The 23,146-nt window shown below is 42.3% G+C and carries 16 protein-coding genes; 6 read left to right on the top strand and 10 right to left on the bottom strand.

Translation table 11 applies throughout. The annotated features are described in order from the left end of the window. The coding region (locus AACS98_RS14975) for a hypothetical protein (RefSeq protein ID WP_066381198.1) at nucleotides 1-372 on the top strand (372 nt) is incomplete at its 5' end. A gap of 206 nt (nucleotides 373-578) precedes the next feature. Here AACS98_RS14975 and AACS98_RS14970 read toward each other — a convergent pair. From AACS98_RS14970 to upp, 3 genes are all read right to left on the bottom strand, one after another. Then, on the bottom strand, nucleotides 579-857 hold the full coding sequence (locus AACS98_RS14970; RefSeq protein WP_066381196.1) for a YggT family protein: 279 nt from the start codon (nucleotides 855-857) through the stop codon (nucleotides 579-581). Nucleotides 858-995: 138 nt separating this feature from the next. After that, a complete protein-coding gene (locus AACS98_RS14965) occupies nucleotides 996-1,343 on the bottom strand; it encodes a hypothetical protein (RefSeq protein ID WP_066381195.1) in 348 nt (115 codons plus the stop codon). A 74-nt stretch (nucleotides 1,344-1,417) separates the two neighbouring features. Beyond that, complete coding sequence (upp, locus tag AACS98_RS14960) at nucleotides 1,418-2,068, bottom strand: uracil phosphoribosyltransferase (RefSeq protein WP_066381194.1); 651 nt, start codon at nucleotides 2,066-2,068, stop codon at nucleotides 1,418-1,420. Nucleotides 2,069-2,419: 351 nt separating this feature from the next. On the opposite strand from upp, the gene crtH reads away from it, so the two are divergent. Next, the gene (gene crtH, locus AACS98_RS14955; RefSeq protein ID WP_066381192.1) at nucleotides 2,420-3,940 is read left to right on the top strand and encodes a carotenoid isomerase; all 1,521 of its coding nucleotides are present in this window, start codon (nucleotides 2,420-2,422) and stop codon (nucleotides 3,938-3,940) included. Nucleotides 3,941-3,946: 6 nt separating this feature from the next. On the opposite strand, the gene AACS98_RS14950 is transcribed toward crtH, so the two are convergent. After that, complete coding sequence (locus AACS98_RS14950; protein ID WP_066381190.1) at nucleotides 3,947-5,947, bottom strand: BamA/TamA family outer membrane protein; 2,001 nt, start codon at nucleotides 5,945-5,947, stop codon at nucleotides 3,947-3,949. A 308-nt stretch (nucleotides 5,948-6,255) separates the two neighbouring features. On the opposite strand from AACS98_RS14950, the gene AACS98_RS14945 reads away from it, so the two are divergent. After that, the gene (locus tag AACS98_RS14945; RefSeq protein WP_066381188.1) at nucleotides 6,256-7,614 is read left to right on the top strand and encodes a lipid-A-disaccharide synthase-related protein; all 1,359 of its coding nucleotides are present in this window, start codon (nucleotides 6,256-6,258) and stop codon (nucleotides 7,612-7,614) included. A 235-nt stretch (nucleotides 7,615-7,849) separates the two neighbouring features. Here the strand turns inward: AACS98_RS14945 and AACS98_RS14940 are convergent, their stop codons facing one another. Further along, the gene (locus AACS98_RS14940; protein ID WP_066381187.1) at nucleotides 7,850-10,933 is read right to left on the bottom strand and encodes a sensor domain-containing protein; all 3,084 of its coding nucleotides are present in this window, start codon (nucleotides 10,931-10,933) and stop codon (nucleotides 7,850-7,852) included. Between the two features lie 577 nt (nucleotides 10,934-11,510). Between AACS98_RS14940 and AACS98_RS14935 the strand changes: the two genes are divergently transcribed. Continuing rightward, nucleotides 11,511-12,773: a bifunctional sterol desaturase/short chain dehydrogenase gene (locus AACS98_RS14935; RefSeq protein WP_066381185.1), complete on the top strand. Its 1,263-nt coding sequence runs from the start codon at nucleotides 11,511-11,513 to the stop codon at nucleotides 12,771-12,773. A gap of 55 nt (nucleotides 12,774-12,828) precedes the next feature. On the opposite strand, the gene hpsJ-A is transcribed toward AACS98_RS14935, so the two are convergent. The 3 genes from hpsJ-A to crtA are packed head-to-tail and all read right to left on the bottom strand — an operon-like array spanning nucleotide 12,829 to nucleotide 15,131. After that, nucleotides 12,829-13,569 carry an HpsJ-like protein, cyanoexosortase A-associated gene (hpsJ-A, locus tag AACS98_RS14930; RefSeq protein WP_066381184.1) on the bottom strand — a complete coding sequence of 247 codons (741 nt, stop codon included), beginning with the start codon at nucleotides 13,567-13,569 and terminating at the stop codon, nucleotides 12,829-12,831. A 14-nt stretch (nucleotides 13,570-13,583) separates the two neighbouring features. Continuing rightward, entirely contained in the window at nucleotides 13,584-14,267 is a 684-nt protein-coding gene (locus AACS98_RS14925) for a cyanoexosortase A system-associated protein (RefSeq protein ID WP_066381183.1), read from the bottom strand. Between the two features lie 9 nt (nucleotides 14,268-14,276). After that, entirely contained in the window at nucleotides 14,277-15,131 is an 855-nt protein-coding gene (gene crtA / locus AACS98_RS14920; protein ID WP_066381179.1) for a cyanoexosortase A, read from the bottom strand. A gap of 717 nt (nucleotides 15,132-15,848) precedes the next feature. Between crtA and gcvH the strand changes: the two genes are divergently transcribed. Both gcvH and gcvP read left to right on the top strand, forming a co-directional pair. Continuing rightward, nucleotides 15,849-16,241: a glycine cleavage system protein GcvH gene (gcvH, locus tag AACS98_RS14915; protein ID WP_066381177.1), complete on the top strand. Its 393-nt coding sequence runs from the start codon at nucleotides 15,849-15,851 to the stop codon at nucleotides 16,239-16,241. A gap of 353 nt (nucleotides 16,242-16,594) precedes the next feature. Continuing rightward, nucleotides 16,595-19,432: an aminomethyl-transferring glycine dehydrogenase gene (gene gcvP / locus AACS98_RS14910; RefSeq protein WP_232317158.1), complete on the top strand. Its 2,838-nt coding sequence runs from the start codon at nucleotides 16,595-16,597 to the stop codon at nucleotides 19,430-19,432. Nucleotides 19,433-19,779: 347 nt separating this feature from the next. Here gcvP and AACS98_RS14905 read toward each other — a convergent pair whose 3' ends face one another. Next, nucleotides 19,780-20,349, bottom strand: coding sequence for a Uma2 family endonuclease (locus AACS98_RS14905; RefSeq protein ID WP_066381173.1), 570 nt, complete (start codon nucleotides 20,347-20,349; stop codon nucleotides 19,780-19,782). Between the two features lie 263 nt (nucleotides 20,350-20,612). Next, nucleotides 20,613-23,126, bottom strand: a complete 2,514-nt coding sequence (locus tag AACS98_RS14900; protein WP_066381171.1) for a tetratricopeptide repeat protein — start codon at nucleotides 23,124-23,126, stop codon at nucleotides 20,613-20,615. Nucleotides 23,127-23,146 lie beyond the last annotated feature (20 nt).

Below are 23,146 nucleotides of genomic sequence, written 5' to 3'. Positions count from 1 at the left end.
GTATGGACTCCTGTGGCTGTAGCTTTGACTCAGATTAAACTATCTGACATATCATATAAGGAGTGTCCCCCAGAATTGGCACAAGGTGCTGTTACCAGTAGCGGTAGTGGTGCGGCTAATTGCTTTATTGTCACTGGTAAGGCAAATAACAGCACTTATAAAACCGTCTACGATGCAGATATCTATGGTCGCGTCTATGATGCTAACAATGACCCTGTATTACAAAATCGCACCCGTCTAGGTTCTATTGCCGAAGTTCCACCAGGGGTGAGTGATTTTGAATTAAGAATTTCTGTACCTGCTAATCAGCCTGTACCGCTCAAGCTGAAGCAGTTTAAAGCTTCTGGATTTAGTGCTAAAATCCGTAAGTAGGAAAAAAAGCAAAAATTGTAGAGACGTTGTGGAATCTTCACGTCTCTACAAAGGCTATTTGAGGTAGAAGTTAACACACATCTTGCACCTGTTCCTTGATGATCATGTTTGTAGGGTGGGCATCGCTGGGAAGTGGCTCAAAGCCTTAGTTTTAAGTTGTTAGCAATGCCCACCTTAAGCTGATTGAGAATGGTGCAAGATATGACTTAAAAACCTTGTACAAATGGCAAGCTAGTTAGGCTTCTCAAGAGATCACCGACTAAGCTGAGTGCTATAAAGGCGAGAATGGGTGAAAAATCCATACCGCCCAAGGGAGGAATAATAGAACGGAATAAATTCAGGTAGGGGTCTGTGATTTGGCTTAAAGCGGCAAATGGTTGGTTATACCAGTCGATATTGGGGAACCAAGTCAGCAGCACCCTGATAATGAGCAAGGTGTTGTAAATAGAAATGAAAGCAACTAACGTATTAATCAGTAAATACATGGATTGGTGAGTTTCCTGTTAAGTGTTTAAAGCGGTCTTACTATAGATTTTAATTTAGTCCCAGTCATGACGTATGCGGAGAGTTACCGTGTTAACCGACATGAGTGGGGAGTGGGGAGTGGTGTAACTGCAACCGATTTAAGAATCTTGGCTGAGGGAACGGTCATTTACAGATTGAGTGGAACCGCCGTTGACATTGCCTAGATGTTTTCTGACTTCATCAATTGTGGCATTCAACTGGGCAATTTTATCTTCGAGCGATCGCCTGGCAGTTTCCATTTCCATATCTTCACCTTCGGAAGATATCATCTGACGGCGTTTGCTGGCAACTTTCTGATTTTCTGCGGGGCCATTAATCAGTTGTGTACCCTCTTCTACTTCTTCATCACGGCGAGAGGCAATCACAGCCCCCAAAATGCCCCCGACTACGCCCCCAAAGATTGCCCCAGCGAAAAAACCACTGGCGAAACCATCACGCTGACTCATAACTTTACCCCTTAAAGCAACTTTGCAACCTGTACATCCATTAAGCTATTGTCCTCCCTTAGCTGCATACTAACTTATGTCCCAAAGATGCGATCGCCTGCATCTCCTAGTCCGGGTACAATATACCCTTTGCTATTCACCGTTTCGTCAATTGTGGCAGTGTATATCACCAAGTCTGGATAAGCATTACTCAATTTTTGTAAAGCTGGTGGTGCCGCTACTACACACACAATCCTGATTAAAGCTGGATCAACACCCCGCTTTGTCAATTCTGCCATTGCCGTCATAATTGACCCACCTGTAGCTAACATCGGATCAGTAATTAAAACTCTGGTTTGGGGGTCAAACTTTTCTGGCAATTTATTCAGGTAACAAGAAGCTTCTAGGGTTTCTTCATTTCGCACCAAGCCCAGATGATAAATCGATGCTAAGGGTAGTATAGTTTGCGCCCCTTCTAATAACCCTAACCCCGCCCGTAAAATCGGCACCACTGCCACAGGTATCTCTGGATTAATCACCGTACCAGGGCTACTATCCAAAGGACTTTGTACCATAATATCTTGCGTCGGCAACCATTCCCGCGCAGCTTCATAAGTTAGCCACCGCCCTAACTCGGTCATGGCACTACGAAATAACACTGAGGGTGTAGCAGTATCACGGGCAACTGCTAGCCAGTGCTTGATTAAAGGATGGGGTGGAACGTAAACGCGCAGTTGTACCGCCATAGCTAAAAATAGCCGCCTTTTATTCTACAAGAACTGAAACATCATCATACTCTTTCCTGCGTTATGCTAACAGGTAAAATCAGCACTTACAAAATTTATTGCAAAAGATTTGCATTAATAGTTGACAGGCATTCTCAACCAAGGGTATATTGTTAATCAGTGTTCTCCTCTCTTTAAGGATCGGCAGACGGGATTAGCCGGCGGTAGCAGGCTTGTCCCTCTTTTTTGTGTGCTGAACAATGGGAAACCTGCAAAAAATCTCTCTTTATATTCAGAAAACCTAGAATAGACCTAAACCAAAGTAATATAGAATACGATTTTCTTAATTAATATTTTGTATTTCCTGTCCCTATGTTCACCAATTTCAGCACTCCCCCATCTTCTGTATTTGATGTGATTGTGATTGGATCTGGCATTGGTGGCTTGGTGACAGCAACCCAACTAGCAGCCAAAGGCGCGCAAGTCCTGGTATTGGAAAGCTATTTAATCCCAGGGGGTAGTGCTGGGAGCTTTGAGAGCCAAGGCTATCGCTTCGATGTAGGAGCATCGATGATATTCGGATTCGGAAACAAAGGCACGACAAACTTACTAACTCGCGCCCTGAGTGCCGTGAATACTAGCTTAGAAACCATCCCTGACCCTGTACAGATTCATTATCACCTACCGCAAGGTCTAAATTTGAAAGTTGAGCGAGATTATGACAAATTTTTGCAAAATCTTATTGCTTACTTTCCTCATGAGTCCACAGGCATTCGTCGCTTTTATAACGAATGTTGGCGTGTTTTCAACTGTCTCAACCAGATAGATTTACTATCACTAGAAGAACCTCGGTATTTGCTGCGGGTATTTTTGCAGCATCCTTTGGCTTGTCTCGGTTTAGCTAAGTACCTACCTCTGAATGCTGGTGATGTCGCCCGGCGTTACATTCAAGACCCCCAACTATTAAAATTTATCGATATGGAATGTTACTGCTGGTCTGTAGTGCCAGCAGATATGACACCGATGATTAATGCGGGAATGGTATTTTCTGACAGACATTACGGCGGTGTCAACTATCCCAAAGGCGGAGTCGGACAAATTGCCCAAAAATTAGTCCAGGGTTTAGAAAAAGCTGGGGGTACGATTAAATACCAAGCTAAGGTTACAAAAATCCTCACCGAAAACGGGCGGGCTGTTGGTGTGCAGTTAGCTAATGGTACAACTTATTACGGTAAGCGTATAGTGTCGAATGCTACGCGTTGGGATACTTTTGAAAAATTGCTACCCGTAGAAAAGATGCCCCGTAATGAGAAAAATTGGCAGCAACGTTATGAAAAATCTCCGAGTTTTTTGAGTCTGCATTTAGGGGTAAAACAGTCAGTTTTGCCGACTGGGACAGAATGCCATCATATTATTTTGGAAGATTGGCATAAGATGATGGCACCGGAAGGAACGCTGTTTGTCTCTATTCCTACTTTGCTTGACCCAAATTTAGCTCCAGAGGGTTATCATATCATTCACGCTTTCACTCCCCACTGGATTGATGATTGGCAAGGAATGTCTGCTCAGGAGTACGAAGTTAAGAAAGAAGCGGCAGCTTGGCGCATTATTGACCGACTAGAACAGATTTTTCCAGGGTTAGATGGGGGTTTAGATTATCTGGAGGTGGGAACACCGCGCACCCATCGCCGTTTTTTGGGGCGTGTTGATGGGAGTTACGGGCCTATACCCCGGCGCAAGTTATGGGGGTTGTTGGGTATGCCTTTTAATCGTACATCTATTTCTGGGCTTTATTGTGTGGGGGATAGTACGTTTCCCGGTCAGGGTTTGAATGCTGTGGCTTTTTCTGGGTTTGCTTGCGCCCATCGCATTGCTGTTGATTTGGGTTTTTGAGGTGGTTTAAAACCGTTGACCTATGCCTAAGTGTACTCTACTTTCTCCTTGGTCATTGATGCCGTAGTCGGCACGTATTAAGCCCAAGGGGGAGTTTAGTCGGACTCCTGCGCCGTAACCGAAGCCTGTACCGGGTTTGTTGCGTACTCCTGCGGGATCTCCTACAACGGTGTCTCCTGAACCTAAGTCTGAGGCAAAGTCAGCAAATACTACTCCGCCAACAATGGGTAAGATGGGAAAGCGATATTCTGCGGAGGCTAGTACGTAGCTGCGTCCATTTCCTACGTCTCCAGCGTTGTAACCACGTACAGAGTTAGAACCGCCTAATTTAAAGGTTTCGTAAGGTGGTAAGTTGCCTAGAACGGTACCAGCTTGCACGTTTAAGGCAAATACTTGGGGTTGTTCAGTGTTGAATAGTTGTACTGGGACGTACCGGGTATAATCGGCGGTGAGGCGATTCATGGAAATGTTACCTTGTCCTATAGGTACAGATTGTTCTGTACTCAGACGCAGTACGGAACCTTGGGTGGGGTTGATGGGGTTATTGCGTTGGTCTTTGGTGGCGGTAAATGATACTGTAGCTAAATCATCAACGCCTGTACCACTGGCGGAAAGGGGGTTTCCTTTGCTATCGGTGGGGCTAATATTACCTTGGCGATCGCGGATGCTGGTACGGGTATAATTCAACCCTAGGGAAGTATCCCAATCATCCATCGGTCTTTGTAAGCTAATACTTCCACCAATCTTACCTTCCCGCACTTTATCACCGTTAGCTAATTTAATCTCATCATCAAAGGTTTGTGACAGTTCTCGGTTACGGAAGATTTTCACGCTGTACCCTAGACGGTTCGGGTTATTTGCACGATACGGACTAATAAATTTACTATCAAATTGTAAATCACGGCTACTTAAGCCGACGTTGACATTTAAAGTATCATTCCTGCCGCCAATATTTTGGTCTTGATAGTTTAAAGTCCCGATTAATCCTACATCACCGTTGTAACTACCACCTAAGTTAATCGCACGCGCTCCATTTTCTTTGAGTTCGTAAATTACATCTAGGTTACTTGCATCGCCTTCAAAGCTAACATTGATACTTTGGAATAAGCCGGTTCGGTATAATTTCTGAACGTCTTGTCTGACAAGATTTTCTTGGAAGACTTGCCCGGTTTTCAGTTGCAGTTGTTGTTTTAAAAATTCGGTTTTTGTACGTCCTGTAATGGTTTTACCGTCTTCGTCAAAAAAGCGGAATTGAATATCATTAACTAAGCCTTCGGCAACGTTGACGGTGAGGATACCTTCAGCGTTAGGTTTAATTGATAGTACCCGCGCTAAGTTATAACCATTGTCAGCGTACCATTTATTTACTTGTGCAACTGCTTGCTTGAGTCCTGCGGGGCTGATGGGTTTTCCGATTTGTGATTGAAAGGGTTTGAGGGCTATTTGGTAGGTAAGGGCTTTAGCTTCGTTGAGTTGGAGCGATCGCACTATCACTGGTTGCACTTGATATACTACATTCAATCCTGATGCAGTAGTGCGGCTATTAACGTTTGCATTCACGAATAAACCAGTCTGCAAAATCGCCTCGACATCTTTTTGTAACTGGCTTTGGCTGGTTTCTCCCCCAGTTTGGGTTTTAATTACTTGGCGAATGATTTGCTGTAATTCCGGTGTTGCGCCTACTATCTGCACATCGGTAGCTATCACCACTAAACCGCTTTCTGCTGTGGTAGGTTTGGGGGCTGATACCGTAACCGGAGGTACAGGAGAAAGAACTATAGGTTTTTGCGCTATGACTGTAGATTGAGAAAATTGGGGAGTAATCTCGGTTTCTGGTACAGCTATAGTTGTTATCGGTGCGGTGTTTTCTTCCACTACTGGCACTACTAAATTTTGCTTGTTCTCTGCCTGAGTTGAGGTTGTAGCAGGTGCAGCTATGGCTTGTTGAGTTACATTACCAGCCGCCAAAGTAGCTAAAGTCAGAATTGTAGTAGAAGAAACACGCATAATTTTAACTTATTTCGGAATGTAAAACTTAATTATTTTGACCCCTCTCCAAACCTCTCCCCCACCGGGAGAGAGGCTTTGATCCTTGCTCCCCTTCCCTTGCAGGGAAGGAGTTGGGGGTTAGGTTTGAGATAAAGTTACACAGGGCGTAAATTACGAATTACCTAAACAGACCGTTAATTTTGAGATTTTGTTTCTTATCAGCCTTTAACTAGGGTAATGTTTCCCTAGCCACGAATGACAGTCACACCTGTTAGCGTTAAAATTTCCCAATCAACCATCAACTATCAACCATCAACAATTTTGAAATGAGTGATATCTCCCGCTTATCCCTAGCCAATACGCCCACCCCTAGTTCTCGGTTGCAGTTGTTGGTATTAAGTAATGGTCATGGGGAAGATGTAATTGCTGTCCGCATTTTGCAAGAATTGTTACAACAATCCCACCCACCAGATATTTTTGCTTTACCTTTGGTGGGTGAAGGACGGGCTTATCAACAGTTAGATATTCCCCTGATTGGTGCTGTGCGAACTATGCCCTCTGGCGGGTTTATATATATGGATGGGCGACAGTTGGCGCGGGATGTACGCGGTGGTTTAATTCAACTGACTGGGAGTCAAATTCAAGCGGTGCGCCGTTGGGTGAGTTCTCAAAAAAAATTAGGTAACAAGCCGGCGATTTTGGCGGTGGGGGATATTGTACCGTTATTGTTTGCTTTTGTTAGTGGTGCTAACTATGGTTTTGTGGGTACGGCGAAGTCAGAATATTATGTGAGGGATGAGGTGGGAATTTTACCCAGGAAATCAACAGCAGCCCGTTGGGAAAATTTTTCTGGTTCGATTTACCATCCTTGGGAAAGGTGGTTAATGAGTCGTCGCCGTTGTCGGGCGGTGTTTCCTAGGGATGGGTTGACAACAAAAATATTAAGTCAGTGGGCAATTCCGGCTTTTGATATGGGAAACCCGATGATGGATGGTTTAGAACCGAGGTTAACTACTCAACAATTTTATAGTCTTGATGCCCAAAAACAAGAAATAGCTAGACCTTTGGTGATTACTCTCCTTCCGGGTTCGCGTGCGCCGGAAGCTTATCAAAATTGGGAAATGATTATGGTGGCGGTGTCTGCATTGATGGCGAGTTTTCAGGAACGAGATTCTTATGTACCGAATTCTGGTAGGGTGGTATTTTTAGGAGCGATCGCACCGGGATTAGATACTGATATCCTCGCTAAAAGTGTGCAGTCTCAAGGTTGGCGACTCGACACAGTATCACCGCTTCCTCTACCCGATGATAATGCTGTAATCTTCCAGCAAAGAAACGCCTATTTAATTTTGACACAACAAGCATATAACGAATGTTTACACTGGGGCGATGTGGCGATCGCAATGGCAGGAACAGCTACAGAACAGTTTATCGGTTTAGGCAAACCTGCGATCGCTATTCCCGGAGAGGGGCCACAATTTAACCCCGCTTTCGCCGAAGCCCAAAGCCGACTCTTAGGTTTATCTTTGATTTTAGTCGAGGATGCCGCACAAGTTGCCCAAGAAGTGCGATCGCTCTTTACCAACCCCGACAGACTGTACATCATTGCCGAAAATGGTAAACGTAGGATGGGTAAACCAGGCGCAGCACGCCGAATTGCTGAATGTTTGCTAGACAGATTCTAGTTACTCAAAGGGATTGGGGATGAGGAAGCGGAGGAGCGGAGGAAGCGGAGGAGCAGAGGAGCAGAGGAGCAGAGGAGCAGAGGAGCAGAGGAGCAGAGGAGCGGAGGAGATGTTTCCCCAGAAACTCTTGAATTTTGGATTTTGAATTTTGGATTTTGAATTTTGAATTTTGAATTTTGAATTTTGAATTTTGAATTTTGAATTGATTTACCTCCCTCATCTCCCCTCAACTCTCTTACTCAGCGTCTGGATAAAATCGTCGTTTTCCCGCCAATAATAAGTTAATCTTTTCACTACTTAAAGCTGGAGAAAACAGATATCCCTGTGCTTCGTCACATTTTAATAACCTCAACTGTACCAACTGGCTGATTGTTTCTAGTCCTTCAGCCACCACAGTCATTTCCAAGTTAGATGCTAAGGTGACTATGGCTTTAACAATTGCCAACCTCTCACCATCCCGATCAATACGATTAATAAAAGAACGGTCAATTTTTAAAATGTCAAGGGGAAAATTATGTAAATAAGCTAAAGATGAGTAACCAGTGCCAAAGTCATCAATGCACAATTTGATTCCTAAAGCTTTAAATTGTTGAAGAATGATAGCCGCTTGTTCTGGGCTTGCCATAATGGCACTTTCGGTAATTTCCAGTTTTAAGCTACTCGGTTCTAGGTTAACTTCTTGTAAAATCTGCACAATTTGCTCAACTAAACAGGTTTGAGAAAATTGTTTACCGGAAAGGTTGACACTCATGGTTAAAGGTGGAATGTCAGGAAATTCTAACTGCCACTGTCTTAATTGTTGACAAGATTCCCGTAGGACAAAATTACCAATCGGGATAATCAGTCCTGTTTCTTCGGCTACGGGAATAAACTCGGTGGGGGAAATTAACCCCTTTTCTGGATGTTGCCAACGGACTAAGGCTTCAAATCCCGTGATTTTCCCGGTGGCAACTGAGACAATGGGTTGATAGGCAACTCTTAATTCCTGACGCTCAATTGCCCAGCGTAAGTCAGTCTCTAATTGCAAAAGTGCAACAGCCCGGTTATACATGGTATTATCAAAAACCATGTGCCAAGCTTTACCTTGTTCTTTAGCAGAGTAAAGAGCAGTATCAGCATCACGTAGCCAATCTGAGGGTTGGGTGTACCCAGTTGTACTTAAGGCAATGCCAATACTGGTAGTAGTAAATACTTCATAGCCATTTAAGTTAAATGGTGATTTCAATACCTGATGAATATGTTCAGCGATGCCGGTGGCTTCTTCGATGGATTGAATATGAGACAATAAGATGGTAAATTCGTCACCACCTAGGCGAGCAATGGTATCTTCAGGACGTAAGCAGCTTTGGAGACGTTCAGCAAAGCTCACCAGGAGTTGATCGCCAACTAAATGTCCTAAACTATCATTAACGACCTTAAAACGATCAAGATCCAAAAATAGGACGGCAAATAGTTGCTCTGGGTGTTGTTGAATTTGGGCGATCGCTTCCTCTAGGGTGTGCATAAATGACACTCGGTTGGGCAGTCCAGTGAGATGATCATAGAAGGCATGACCTACTAACTTTGCCTCCATAAATTTGAGATCACTAATATCTGTAGCGATGCCTTCAATGCGGATAGGTTTACCATTAGCGTCGTAAATTACATGACTACGGGTACGCACCCAGCGTATTTCGCCATCAGGTTTAATAATCCGATATTCTACGTCTTGACTACCATTTAACAGCAAAGGTGGAATTGCTTGGCTCACCAATGGTTGATCCTCTGGGTGAATAATTTCAAACCAAAGATTTGCGTTTTCCATAAATTCCGACGGGGAACGACCATACATCTGATAAACTGCGGGATTGATGTAAAGTGTCTCAAAAGTATCTGCTGCAATTGACCAAACGATATCTTCCAGAGAGTTTAAAAGATCATCAAGACGTTGTTTGCTTTCTTGTAGTGCGGCTTCTGCCCGTTTGCGTAAGCGAAGCTCGTCGTAGACATCGCTGATGTTTGTCACCATGCCCAACGCTCCGTTATAATTTCCTTGCTCGTCAAACAATGGTGTACAAGAAATCCTTGTCCATAAGTCTGAGCCATCTTGACAACGGAATTTAAAATCGTGGGTTTCATCAATACCTTGATGGCGGCGTTCTAGGAATTTGTGAACAAGTTCTAAGCCGGCGGTATCCACAAAGGAAAATAGCGTTTTACCTAGCATCTCTTCCACGGTGTAGCCTAACATCGCTGCCATTTGTTGGTTAACAAAGGTAGTTTTGTGATTTTGATCCAGTAGCCAAATACCTTCAGTAGCTGTTTCCACAATGCAACGATATTGTTCTTCTCGTTCCTGTAATGCTTCTACAGCTTGTATGTGTTGCGTAATATCGTTTTGTACGCCAATAAAGTTAGTTAAACGCCCACAGTCATCAAACACTGGTGAAATGTAGAGTTCATTCCAAAACAAATCACCATTTTTACGATAATTTTTTAAAATGACATAACATTCTCTTTGCTCTTGCAAGGCACTACGCAATTCTTGAAGTGCTGGTTGATCTGTATCATTTCCTTGTAAAAAACGACAGTTGCGGCCAATTACTTCATTGCTAGAGTAGCCAGTGATTGACTCAAAAGCTAGATTGACGTAAATGATCGGATGATGTGCTTGAGTAGCGTCTGTCAACACAATCCCATTACTGCTTGCAGCTAACGCCCGTTCCATTAGCTGCAAGCGTTGTTGAAATTGCTGGTAATTAATTTCACAGGCAGAGGGAGAATTTTCTGATGTAACGGGGGTAGCGATCGCCTCCTGATTTCTTTGCTGCACTTCCAGAGGCTCACCAATATCTGTAAACACAAATAAGGCAGCTAATTTACCTTGGTAATTAATCGCTTTCGCCGATATTTTTGCAGCTAAAGTATTGCCATCATTTTTGATTTTTACCGCCAAATTACGCAGACTATCGCCGCTTTGGCGATTCCTATTTAACCAGTTATATAAATTAGGATTATCATAAATAATTGACACTATATTTTCATATTGTTGCCAAACATCAACACCAAAAACTTGTGCTGATAGCTGATTAGTAAATAAAATTTCCCGGCTTTCTAGACAAACAATAGCCATAGGAAATGCACTAATGTCTGACAAGAACATGAGTATGTCTTGCAAGTTGAATATTGAATCTTGATTAGAATTCAATTCTTGCATCGAGCCTAAATTCACACCCTTGTCTTCAATGGTTTCATTTTCTGCTCCCGGTATCAAGCCTCTGTTATTTTTCTTTGGAATACTACGCTGATTTTTATACACTTTGCCACGAGTAAAAAGCATTGCCAGAGTTATGTAAATTAGGATATTTAACTAAAATTCCACCTGAAAAGGTGCTCTGACACGTTAGCTTATAGTGCTTGTACACCAGGAACAAAGACAACAATGATTGAACAATCTGAAACTTGTATACATGAAATTTAGTTCAACTAATTTCTACGTGTTTTTACAGGCACTAAATATTTCAGCGTTTCTAGACAGATTATCTACTGCATATTAGTGTCCTTGGATGTACAGACAGCAATAAGCACTAACTGTTAATGGTCAAAGCCATTTATTAAGCTATTCTTAACTTTACCTCTTGGGATAGATGAAGTTACATTTTTTACTGAAAGTTTACACATTTGGCAATATTTCTTAATATCTTGCCGATGTATAATCATGGATTATTTGATATCTGATGGATTAACCTAGCCCAGTACCTTTACTTATGGGTTAAATGGTAAATCTCTAATTTCCCATAACCCGCATCATCAACAGACTAGCAAAACCTGCAATTTTCGTTTGCTTTATAACTCTGGCTTAATCTATTCTGATGAGAATATAAACAAAGATTAAGACAAGTGGTGTATAAAACGACATGATGCAGATGTTAGCTGAAAGCTTGACTGAGATTGAGGCAAGGCTACAAATTAATTGGGTGCTAGTAAATGCTTGCTTACAGTTTGCTAGTTGGGGATTCTTCTCTCTAGTGCTAGCTGAGATATTGAGAGACAGCTACCATGCGTTGTGTCACAAAGTCAATTGGTTAAGCAAATGGCACAACAAGCACCACATGGCATATCGCCGGGATTTGTCGGTAGTTTCTTTGAAAATTTATCAAGAATCCCAGCTCTACAACGACATTGTGGAATCGAGTCTGTTAGTAGTCCTATTGACTGTAATTGCCTTACTTGGGCAGCATCAGGGATTATGGTTAGGAGTAGTCTATGCTGGCACGTTCTTATTCGGTGCCTCCCGGCGTTATTTCCAGGGTATCATTGACACAGACTATAATCACTTACCAGGGCCTTTACAGACAATTCCTTCTGTGTGGTTTGTAAATCGGACTTACCATTGGCGACACCATTTTGATGATGTTAACGCTTACTACAGTGGAGTATTTTCCTTGGTAGATAAAATACTGGGAACAGCACTTTCTCTTAAAGGTAAAACCATCGCCATCACAGGTGCATCAGGTGCTTTGGGGCAAGCATTAACGGTGGAACTACTCAAGCATAATGCTAAAGTTGTGGCAATAACTACTAACCCAGATAAATTACCCACAGATGCAAAGCTCAAAGTGATTTCTTGGCAGTTGGGTAATGAAGCCGAACTCCAAGAAAGTTTAGCGAAAGTAGACATTTTGATTATTAATCACGGTGTTAATGTTTACACCAACCGCACATCACAAGCCATTAACTCCTCCTATGAAGTGAATACTTTTTCAGCCTTGCGGTTAATGGATATATTTTTGACCACTGTAACAGGGCCACAAGCAAAAGCCACAAAGGAAATTTGGGTAAATACTTCTGAGGCTGAAGTATCCCCAGCTTTGAGTCCACTTTATGAACTGAGTAAACGCACCTTGGGTAATTTAGTCACTCTCAAACGCTTGGATGGTGATTGTGTAATTCGCAAATTAATTTTAGGGCCTTTTAAAAGTCAACTTAATCCTTACGGCGTGATGTCAGCACAGCAAGTAGCTGCTATGATTTTATTTTTAGCCCGCCGCGATTTTCGCAATATTATTGTGACAATCAATCCTTTAACTTATGTGCTGTTTCCTGTCAAGGAAGTTAGCACTTGGTTATACTATCGCATCTTTAGCAAGACTGTGAAAAACCAAAATCTTGCATCTTAGACTGGTGAATTAAAAGTTCAGGAAGCACATCCCTGAACTTTTATCACTTAATTATCTAAACTCTGGTATTTTTCCTAGCCCAAGCTGTTCGCCGCCAAAAAGTAATAAACAATGCCGCAGAAATTAACGCGCCTAAGTTCCATTTTACAGAACTCCTAAATAAACTCAGCCGACCAGCAGATTTAGTGGTTTCCACTTGCGTTTTTAGTTGCTGTTTGGCTTGAGTCAAACTTGAAGCAATTTGGTTTTTGAATTCTTCAGGGTTTCTACCATTTAATGAACCACCTTGACTTCTCAGCAGATTTTCTATTTCTTGAGGTGTAGCTTCACTCAGTCTTTTTTCTAGTTGATTAGCTTGGGACAATTGCTGATTATATTGGTTAGTAATTTGATTAGTATTATTGTTATATAGCCTAATCGTGTTCACCACTCCTAACGGCACTAGCAAGATATACAATAATCCCACTAACAAAGTTAAGTAAGACAACAATGCTAAAAAGCGTCTTTCCCATGCAGATCGCTTTTCTAGTTTCCCTGAAAAAACAAATACTAGCCCAATTAAAGGTACGGCAACCCGTTCTACTATTCTCCCCATTGTTTGAAATTCCCAACCAGGGTTCATAAAGTTGGGTGGAACGAATGCCTCAACTAAATCAACAAACGCCAGTAGCAGCATCCCATAACCAATGGTTCGCAACAGGCTGATAAATTCTAATGAAGAATTGAGAGATTCTACAGAATTTTTTAATTTGGAAAACTCTGTTTCTAAGGCTTTGGAAAACTCAAAATCAGTCATACATTTCAGAATTTTTAAAGATTTGTATTGGATATAATTCCAGGCTTAGGAAATCTAGGTTGCCACCAATTATACCAAGCAAACCAAGCCTGCTCTAAAATTTCATAAGTATTTTCTGGCGAAGAATTGTGTAAAGGTATAGACAAATGTGACCAAAGACAACGCTTATCTATGAGTGCTTCATGCCCTTGCAATACGGGCAGTAATCGGTCAAAACTAATGCCATTAAAATAAAGGTTATGTCTATACTGTGCATGAGTGAAGGTGCTACCGCCTTGTGGGTTAATACACGCACTCAGATAGGCTTGTTGTTTATCTACCCCTACACCGTAATAGCCTAATCTTTTATGGTAACGCAGGATGCTTGAGGGCTTGATAGCGGTGTATTTTGTAATTAAAGCATCAATATCTCCATGATACAAATTTTGCAAATAACGCATTTCTATGGACAAGGTTAGACCATTATTTGTATATTGATAACTCCTTTGAGATAACAGTTGTTGATACTTTTCTACAGGTGGTTCTGTTGTATGAGAAGATTTAAATCGCCATTGTGGTAAAGGTACTGCTTCAGGAAAAGTAAAAGCTCTGTTCTGCGGTTGCCCAAAATTTGGAAATATAATCAGTAATCCAGAAACTAATATTCCTGCGCTAAAGGTTAAATTTAAAAAGTGAACCCGAAAATTTTTCCAGTACATTGCCTTTAGTTATTTACATTTTTGATTTTTGACTTGATTCCTGCTAAGTATAAACCAACAGAAACAACAAAAAATAAAAGCAGTAATCGTCGAAAACAATAGAGAACCATCACCTTCATGCCAGTAATTAAATGCTTGTTGATCACCTTGTGCTACTAAAATAGCCATAAGGCAAACACGTATTGCATTGATAATAAATGCGAGGGTAGCAGCTAGCAATGGTACGATAATTTTTTGCTTTAAACTTAGCTCAAACATGCACAAAAAAAGCACTGCTAAACTCAAAGTATCTAATATAAGAACCATACCGGAGCAGCCACTATATACTTTTACTGACCCTGTAGGTAAACTAAGAATAACTCCAGAAATACTGATATCAAAACCTGTGTACCAAAGCAATATAGCAGCAAATTTAGCTGTAATAATCGATATATCAATACTTTGAATTAAAGGTATGAAGGTGCGTAGGCTAAAAAAGGATATTGTCAATAATTCTAGCCAGTAATGCTTTAATCCTTGAAAACCAGAAGCTAGCAAAATCAATCCCACAGCAGATATAAAAGGGGAGAGTGCCAATAAAACAGTAAAATTTATCTTATATATACTATTGATAAATACAAATGCAATCAGTAAAAAACCTAAAGTGCTAGCAAGAAAACCACTTTCTAAATTTAAGCTATGGCGTTTTTCTTGCAGCAGAGACCAGATATTTGCACAAAACAAAATAAATAGACAAACGCTGACAGAATCTTTCTCCCTCCAAAATAAGCTGAGGTGAATGGCTATTAAGCTGGCACCGATTCCTATTAGTAAGAATTCGGGATTTTTAATTGATATTTTTGTTCTTGGTTTTGTGTGTTCCATTTCAACCTCACGGTAGCTGTTGGTTACAACTTTGATGTCGTCAGATTTTTGGCATAAAATGTCATGCGATCGCCTCCGATACTGGAAGCTGAACACCCGCCAAATTACAGGGGTAAATTATCAACTGGATGGAACACACTGGAACTGAACAAAGTAAGCCTACCAGATAGAATCCAGCCGTAATGGCAGGAAAAGTAGACTACTGGCTTAACTACATCAATTCAATCCTCTATCTATAGATGGGATTATTTGAAATTTATGTAGCATCTTCTAGATAACCATAATCTGATGAACGCATCAGTGAAATTTCGGTAAAATCCTGGAGTCCAATTTTAAAGACCAAGAATACACAGTAGAATTCAAGTGTCAGGAGCTAGTAGGCTGCGGAAACCCCTAGCTCGTGTCAAGTACAATAGGCTAGATATATTGCTTTGCGCCCTAAGTTTTAGTCTTGGCTCAGAAGCAGTTTTCCTGTAGATACTGCCAGCAAATACCCGCCATAGTCTGACATTTGAGTGATGTAACCAGTTCAATCTAGAAGTACCTGTGGGGTAAGCCAACCATCAAAAATCACAATTCCTAAAATATCGCCCCATATCCCCGCCAATTTTTATCTTGATTTCTTGGGTGTGTTGTAAGATACTCAATCTACAGTTAATGACTGAATATCACCTCAGTTTTAGGGCGATAAATTTTTGATATTGCAGAGGAACAGAAATGTCGTCATTTGAATACCCTCAAGATTTGAAATATTTGGATACGCATGAATATGTACGGCTAGACGGGGAAATTGCCACTATAGGCATTACCGAGTTTGCCGTAGATCAATTGGGCGATGTGGTATTTTTAGAACTGCCAGAGATTGGCGACTTGATTACCAAAGGAGAGACATTTGGCTCAATTGAATCAGTCAAAGCCGTCGAAGACTTGAATGCACCAGTTACCGGCACAGTTATAGAACGCAACGAAGCTTTAATTGCATCCCCTGAAGCAGTTGCAGATGATACCTATGGCGAAGGTTGGTTTATTAAAGTACGCGTCAATGATCCTGATGAAGTCAATGATGCGTTGACGGCGGATGAGTATCGCGCCGAGGTGGAAGGAGAGTAGGGAGTAAGGGGAGTAGGGGGAGATGAGGAAGCTCTTGATTAGGGGAGCAGGGGAGCAGGGGAAGCGGAGGGAGAAGAACTTTTACCCAGTCAACAGTCAACAGTCAACAGTCAACAGTCAACATTCCCTATTCCCCACTAGATGAAATGTGAATAAATCGATAAACTACTCCGACTTGTCCCATGTATTTATTGCAAAATATGAATTAGTAGCGTCTGGAGTTTAAGTTTGTGGTATTGTTTACCTCTATTTCTCAGTCTAGTGATGAGCTATATGCCAAGGAAGGCGATGGCTACGCCCGCCGCAGGCATCGCCACTCCCTAGACAAAAAAAATCAAACTTTAAGTAATTTTATACAAAGACATATAGGCCCTAGTGCTGAAGATATCCAGCAAATGCTTGAGGTATTAGGTTTCTCCAGCCTAGATGACCTCATTGATCAAACAGTACCCACAGCCATCCGTCTCAATCAATCGCTACAGTTACCAGCCGCACAAACTGAGTACGCCGCATTAGCAAAATTAAAACAAATTGCTGCTAAAAATCAGGTGTTTCGCTCATACATAGGCATGGGTTATTACGATGCTATCACCCCCCCTGTCATCCAGCGAAATATCCTAGAAAACCCCGGTTGGTACACCGCTTACACCCCTTATCAGCCAGAAATTGCCCAAGGACGGCTAGAGGCACTGCTGAATTTCCAAACTATGATTATTGAATTAACCGGGTTGGAAATTGCCAACGCTTCCTTATTAGATGAAGCCACAGCCGCCGCCGAAGCGATGAGTATGAGTTACGGTGTATGCAAAAATAAAGCTAACGCCTATTTTGTATCACGGGACTGTCATCCCCAAACCATTGACGTGTTGCTCACCCGTGCCGCACCCTTGGGGATTGAAATTATCATCGGCGACCATCAAACCTTTGATTTTACTCAAGCAATTTTTGGGGCAATTCTACAATACCCCGCCAGTGATGGCACTATCTACGACTACCGCGCCTTTATTGAACAAGCCCATACTCAAGGTGCATTAGTCACAGTCGCCGCAGACCCCTTAAGTTTAACTTTACTCACACCCCCCGGTGAATTTGGGGCTGATATTGCGGTTGGTAGCACCCAACGCTTCGGTATTCCCTTGGGCTTTGGCGGCCCCCATGCGGCATACTTTGCTACCAAGGAAGAGTATAAACGGCAAGTTCCAGGGCGTATTGTGGGTGTATCTAAAGATGTTCACGGTAAACCCGCCTTACGTCTCGCCTTACAAACCCGCGAACAACACATCCGTCGGGAAAAAGCCACCAGTAATATTTGTACAGCACAGGTGTTACTAGCAGTAATGGCGGGTATGTACGCCGTCTATCATGGCCCAGAGGGATTAAAAAATATTGCCGAGAATATCCACCAGCTAACTGTAACTTTGGCAGATGGTTTAAAGCGACTGGGTTACAAAATTAGTTCCGATTATTTCTTTGACACCCTGCGGGTAGAATTAGTTAAACAAAATCTAGAAGCGATTAAAGCAGGTTGCCAAGCCCGAAATATTAACTTGCGAATTTTCGATGATACGGCTGTCGGTATCTCCCTAGATGAAACTACCACCCTAGAAGATATTATCGACCTCTGGCAAATTTTCGCTGGTCAAGATGACTTACCATTCACCGCAGAAGAATTATCATCTTCCTCATCTCCCCACCTCCTCCTCCCTCGTATTAGCGTCTACCTAACTCACCCCGTCTTCAACCGCTATCATTCTGAAACAGAGTTACTGCGTTATCTGCACAAGTTAGAAACCAAGGACTTGTCTTTGACTACATCAATGATTCCCTTGGGTTCTTGTACGATGAAGTTAAACGCCACTGCCGAAATGATTCCGGTGACATGGGCAGAATTTGGCAAGATACACCCCTTTGCACCACCATCACAAACACTGGGTTATCAAATTCTTTTCCAACAACTAGAGACTTGGTTAGCAGAAATTACAGGTTTTGCGGGAGTTTCGCTGCAACCTAATGCGGGTTCGCAAGGGGAATATGCAGGGCTGTTAGTTATTCGTCATTATCACGAAAGCCGGGGAGAAGCCCACCGCAATGTTTGTTTAATTCCCACCTCAGCCCACGGTACAAACCCAGCCAGTGCGGTAATGTGTGGGATGAAGGTAGTAGCTGTTGCCTGTGATGCTGATGGTAATATTGATGTTGATGACTTAAAAGCCAAGGCAGAAAAACACAGTCATGAACTGGCGGCGTTGATGGTGACTTATCCCTCAACTCATGGGGTATTTGAGGCAGCCATTCAGGAAATTTGCGCTGTAGTTCATAGTCACGGCGGACAAGTATACATGGATGGGGCAAATATGAACGCCCAAGTGGGTATTTGTCGTCCTGGGGATATTGGCGCAGATGTTTGTCATTTGAACTTACACAAAACTTTTTGTATTCCCCACGGTGGCGGCGGCCCTGGTATGGGGCCTATTGGTGTTGCTGCCCATCTGGTACCATTTTTACCAGGACATCCGGTATTGGGGACTGGGGAGAAACAACCCAATTCCGAATTTGGTGCTGTGGCGGCTGCACCTTGGGGTAGTGCGAGTATTTTGGTGATTTCTTGGATGTATATTGTGATGATGGGGGCGGCTGGGTTGACGCAAGCTACTAAGGTGGCAATTCTCAATGCTAATTACATCGCCAAGAAATTGGAAAGTTACTATCCGGTGTTGTACAAAGGGCAGAATGGTTTAGTTGCCCATGAGTGTATTTTAGATTTGCGATCGCTCAAAAAATCCGCCAACATCGAAATTGATGATATCGCTAAACGCCTGATGGACTACGGTTTTCACGCGCCGACAGTCTCCTGGCCTGTAGCGGGTACAATTATGGTTGAACCCACAGAAAGCGAATCTAAAGAAGAATTAGACCGTTTTTGTGATGCGTTGATCGCGATTCGGCAAGAAATCGCCGCCATTGAATCAGGTAAAATGGATGCTCAAGATAACCTCTTGAAAAACGCACCCCACACCGCCGAAAGTCTCATCAGTGGCGAATGGACTCATCCCTATTCCCGTGAACAAGCCGCCTATCCTGCACCGTGGACACGCGAACATAAATTCTGGCCTATTGTTGGGAGAATTGACGCAGCTTTTGGTGACAGGAATTTTGTCTGTTCTTGTCTACCAATGGAGGCTTATAGCTAACTAGCAATTCCAAATTCACAAATTTGTTTGTAGTAAGGACTTTAGTCCTTGCTTTGACTACGCAAACACGCATCAGGACTAAAGCCCTCTCTACAAACTGAAAATTTTAGGCGATCGCACCATATTTTAACGTGAGTTCGACAGTTGGAAAAAACCCCTCTCCAAACCTCTCCCCTACCAGGAGAGAGGCTATAAAAGCTAAATTTTTTGTAGAGATTACACAATATTTTAAGCCCCTCTCCGTGTCGGAGAGGGGTTGGGGAGAGGTCACGTTGTTGGGTTCAGAATTCACGCATAGCCTGCGGCAAGGCTTACGCCACCGTAGGCAAGGCTTACGCCTACAAAATTCAAAATTCAATACCAAATATCTCATTAACGCTAATATTGACATCGGGAAAGCCGGGAATTGATAAAATTTGACCGCCAGAAAAAGTTTTAATATTTTGATATCCTGTGGCTGTTGGTTGTTGATAAACTTCGACAACTTGGGCGTTAATATCTACTAAACAAACTTCAATTATATTAGCTTCTGCATATAAAGGGATTTTCTCTTCCCGGTCATATAAAACAGTTGAATCAGCTACTTCAATTAGTAAGAAAATATCTTGAGGTTGGGGGTGTGCAGTTGCATAAAAATCATCACGGGGTTTGAGTAAAACGACATCTGGCTGAGGTTCTGAATTATTGTTTAAAGTCACAGGATTTTGAGCAGAAACTATCACCCGTTTACCCAACAACTGCGCCAACAAATTAATCAGACGATTTACACAAGCAGCGTGTTTTGTCCCAATGGGTGACATTTCGATAATCTCTCCCCGGATTAATTCTACTCGCTCATCCTCTGTGAGAATTCCCGACTCAACCATTTTGTGGTATTGCTCAACTGTGAATTTCCGTCTTAATAACTGCACAGTCATTACCACCTCCACTGTCTGTTATATTTTAATTATGGAGTAAGCAAGGCTGAGAAATTATCTGTAATCGGTTTTTATCATTGAAATGAATGGGCGATGTCTACGAAGATGCTCCTGATAAGCACCTCTGGGAAGCACAAAAAAACGCAAAAGTGTTTCTGAATTAAATCAAATTACAGACAACTCAACAAATAACTTTCTCGTTACTCTCTGCGTCTCTCTTGCCTCGTGGGTAAACCTTAAAATTTTTATTTTTAAATATTCCGCTAACGATATGCTTCTCTTAAAAATTGTGCATAATTTCCTCGGACTGTCATTGTATGGGGATGGGCTATACCCAGAGTTCGCTCACAAATTACTAAAGCTTGCTGATAAAGGGGTTCAGCTTCTTTGTAGCGTCCTGTCAGTTTATAGAGTAGTGCCAGATTGTTCAGGCTTTGTGCAACATCGGGATGTTCTGCTCCTAACAGGCGTTGCCTAAGTGCCAAAGCTTGCTGCAACAGATGTTCAGCTTCACTTTCGCGTCCTGTCAAACGATATAGTTCTGCTAGATTGTTTAAGGTAAGAGCGACATTGCGATGTTCTTCTCCTAACAGGTGTTTCCATAGTTCCAACGCTTGCTGATACAAAAGTTCAGCTTCCCTGTAGCGTTCCATCAAACGGTAGAGTTCTGCTAGATTGTTCAAGCTCATAGAAACATTAGGATGTTCTTCTCCTAACAGGCGTTTCCATAGTTCCAAAGCTTGCTGATACAAAGGTTCAGCTTCCCTGTAGCGTCCCGTCACACAGTAGAGTGCCGCTAGATTGTTTAAGCTAATAGCGACATCAGGATTTTCTAGTCCCAGCAAGCGTTGCCTGAGTTCCAAAGCTTGCTGATACAAAGGTTCAGCTTCCCTGTAGCGTCCTATCGATTCATAGATTGCTGCCAGATTGTTGAGGCTAGTAGCAACATCGGGATGTTCTTTTCCCAGCAAGCGTTGCCTGAGTTCCAAAGCTTGCTTATACAAAGTTTCAGCTTCCCTGTAGCGTCCTGTTGCACTGTAGAGTTTTGCCAGATTGCTCAGGCTTGTAGCAACGCGGGGATGTTCTGCTCCTAATAGGCGTTTCCTGAGTTCCAAAACTTGCTGATATAGGATTTCGGCTTCATTGTAGCGTCCTGTCGATTCAAAAATAACTGCCAGATTGTTTTGGCTGGTAGTGACATCAAGATGTTCTGAACCAAGACGATTTTTAACGATTTCTAGACACTGAAGCAACCAGGGTTCTGCTTCCTTATACAATTCTTGTCCTTGATAAAACGAGCCTAATCCAGTAAAAAACGTAATTAAATCTTTATCCCTAATATAGTCTGTCAGGTGATTAGCGACTTCCGCCAAATGAGGAATCAGGGGAGTGAGTTGTTGAATCAAACCACGGATAGGCTGTTGGGGGATTTGCTTCGCTACTTCTACCATCTGTGCAGCAAAAACTGTCTTCACCTCATCCGCCTGGCTGGACTCATTCAACTTCATTTGGAAATATTGCCGAATTAGTGGATGTAAACGATAAATTCCTTGACTTGGGCGTTGTAATAAATGTAGTTTTCGCAAATCAGCAATGGCTTTCTCCCGAATTTCTTGCTGTTCATCATCTGCTATTTCCTCCATGAATAAAGGAATGTCAGCCAAAGCATATAAACTTAGCCAATAACCAAGATTTTTGGCATTCTCATCTAATTGTTCCCAACTCAAATCAAAAGCTTCAGCCACACCGTATTCATAACGCATCAACGGGTTAGCCTTAACCATTGCTTCATGTTCCAGCCGCTTTTTCTCTAGGCGTTTCAACAGAGTTTGCAGTGATAAATCTGGCATTGTATCCAGATATCGTCCCACCAACTCTAAAGCTAAAGGCAAATATCCCAAGAATTTACAAATTTTTCTCGCCACCCAAGGCTCATTTTTTAGTCTGTCTCTCTCCACCAGCAACTTTAATAATTTCATCGCCGCCAATGGGTTGAGAACACCCAGGCTTAATTGTGACAGAGTTCTATCAAACCCCAAGCGAGTTGTGAGCAACACTTTAAACCTTGATGATACCGAAGATAGATAAGGCTTGACCTGGGTTATGTAGTCTGTGACATCATCAAACACCAGCAAAACATCTCCCGCATCCCACCTATCCCAGCAATATTTCACCCTATCCGCTAATTCCCAATCTTCCGGTGCGATAAATTTAAATTTCGATTCCGCAAATCTGAGAATTTGAATCTTCACATCAATACCCTGTGCGGATAACCAGCAAACCCCACCAGGATAATTTGATAAGTTCTGTTGAGCATACTGGGTTGCGAGTTCAGTTTTCCCCACACCGCCCATACCCGCCACCGCCACAATCGCCACTTGCTGAGATTGTTGTATCATCTCGTGCAGTTTTTCCAGTTCCGCCTCCCTTCCCACAAATCTTTCCCAAGGAACAGCCGCAGGAATATTGTGATGAATTTGTTTTATAGGCTGGGTATGAGGAACACCGTTATATTTTGCTGTCAGGTAAGCCTTTAATGTTGCAAACTTTCTTCTGCTTTTAGGGTTTTTTAAATCAGAACACTTTTCGGAGAATTTAGCATACACCTCAGTCATCAGCTTTTTAAAAGCATTATGCTCAATTCCGATTTTTTTGGCAATTTCTTTCTCACTTTTACTTGAGTTTTCAACCTGCAACCTCACTAAAAAGGCTTCTGTTTGCTTTGGGGATAACTCATGAGTGGCAGATTCTTGTCTTAAAAACTCATCCCATTGCATAAACAGCCTGAAAAATTTTG

This window comes from Anabaena sp. CA = ATCC 33047, from assembly GCF_963870205.1.
In the GTDB taxonomy this organism is placed as follows: Bacteria; Cyanobacteriota; Cyanobacteriia; order Cyanobacteriales; family Nostocaceae; genus Trichormus.
The sequence above is the reverse complement of the archived record's forward strand: the minus strand, read 5'-3'. Positions and strand labels throughout refer to the sequence as shown.

What these genes read in the sequence shown, in the direction of transcription:
- hpsJ-A (WP_066381184.1), bottom strand. Translation starts at nt 13,569, where the DNA reads ATGACTGATTTTGAGTTTTCCAAAGCCTTAGAAACAGAGTTTTCCAAA.
- crtA (WP_066381179.1), bottom strand. Translation starts at nt 15,131, where the DNA reads ATGGAACACACAAAACCAAGAACAAAAATATCAATTAAAAATCCCGAA.
- upp (WP_066381194.1), bottom strand. Translation starts at nt 2,068, where the DNA reads ATGGCGGTACAACTGCGCGTTTACGTTCCACCCCATCCTTTAATCAAG.
- AACS98_RS14950 (WP_066381190.1), bottom strand. Translation starts at nt 5,947, where the DNA reads ATGCGTGTTTCTTCTACTACAATTCTGACTTTAGCTACTTTGGCGGCT.
- AACS98_RS14900 (WP_066381171.1), bottom strand. Translation starts at nt 23,126, where the DNA reads ATGCAATGGGATGAGTTTTTAAGACAAGAATCTGCCACTCATGAGTTA.
- AACS98_RS14925 (WP_066381183.1), bottom strand. Translation starts at nt 14,267, where the DNA reads ATGTACTGGAAAAATTTTCGGGTTCACTTTTTAAATTTAACCTTTAGC.
- AACS98_RS14970 (WP_066381196.1), bottom strand. Translation starts at nt 857, where the DNA reads ATGTATTTACTGATTAATACGTTAGTTGCTTTCATTTCTATTTACAAC.
- AACS98_RS14935 (WP_066381185.1), top strand. Translation starts at nt 11,511, where the DNA reads ATGATGCAGATGTTAGCTGAAAGCTTGACTGAGATTGAGGCAAGGCTA.
- crtH (WP_066381192.1), top strand. Translation starts at nt 2,420, where the DNA reads ATGTTCACCAATTTCAGCACTCCCCCATCTTCTGTATTTGATGTGATT.
- AACS98_RS14945 (WP_066381188.1), top strand. Translation starts at nt 6,256, where the DNA reads ATGAGTGATATCTCCCGCTTATCCCTAGCCAATACGCCCACCCCTAGT.
- gcvH (WP_066381177.1), top strand. Translation starts at nt 15,849, where the DNA reads ATGTCGTCATTTGAATACCCTCAAGATTTGAAATATTTGGATACGCAT.
- AACS98_RS14940 (WP_066381187.1), bottom strand. Translation starts at nt 10,933, where the DNA reads ATGCTTTTTACTCGTGGCAAAGTGTATAAAAATCAGCGTAGTATTCCA.
- AACS98_RS14965 (WP_066381195.1), bottom strand. Translation starts at nt 1,343, where the DNA reads ATGAGTCAGCGTGATGGTTTCGCCAGTGGTTTTTTCGCTGGGGCAATC.
- AACS98_RS14905 (WP_066381173.1), bottom strand. Translation starts at nt 20,349, where the DNA reads ATGACTGTGCAGTTATTAAGACGGAAATTCACAGTTGAGCAATACCAC.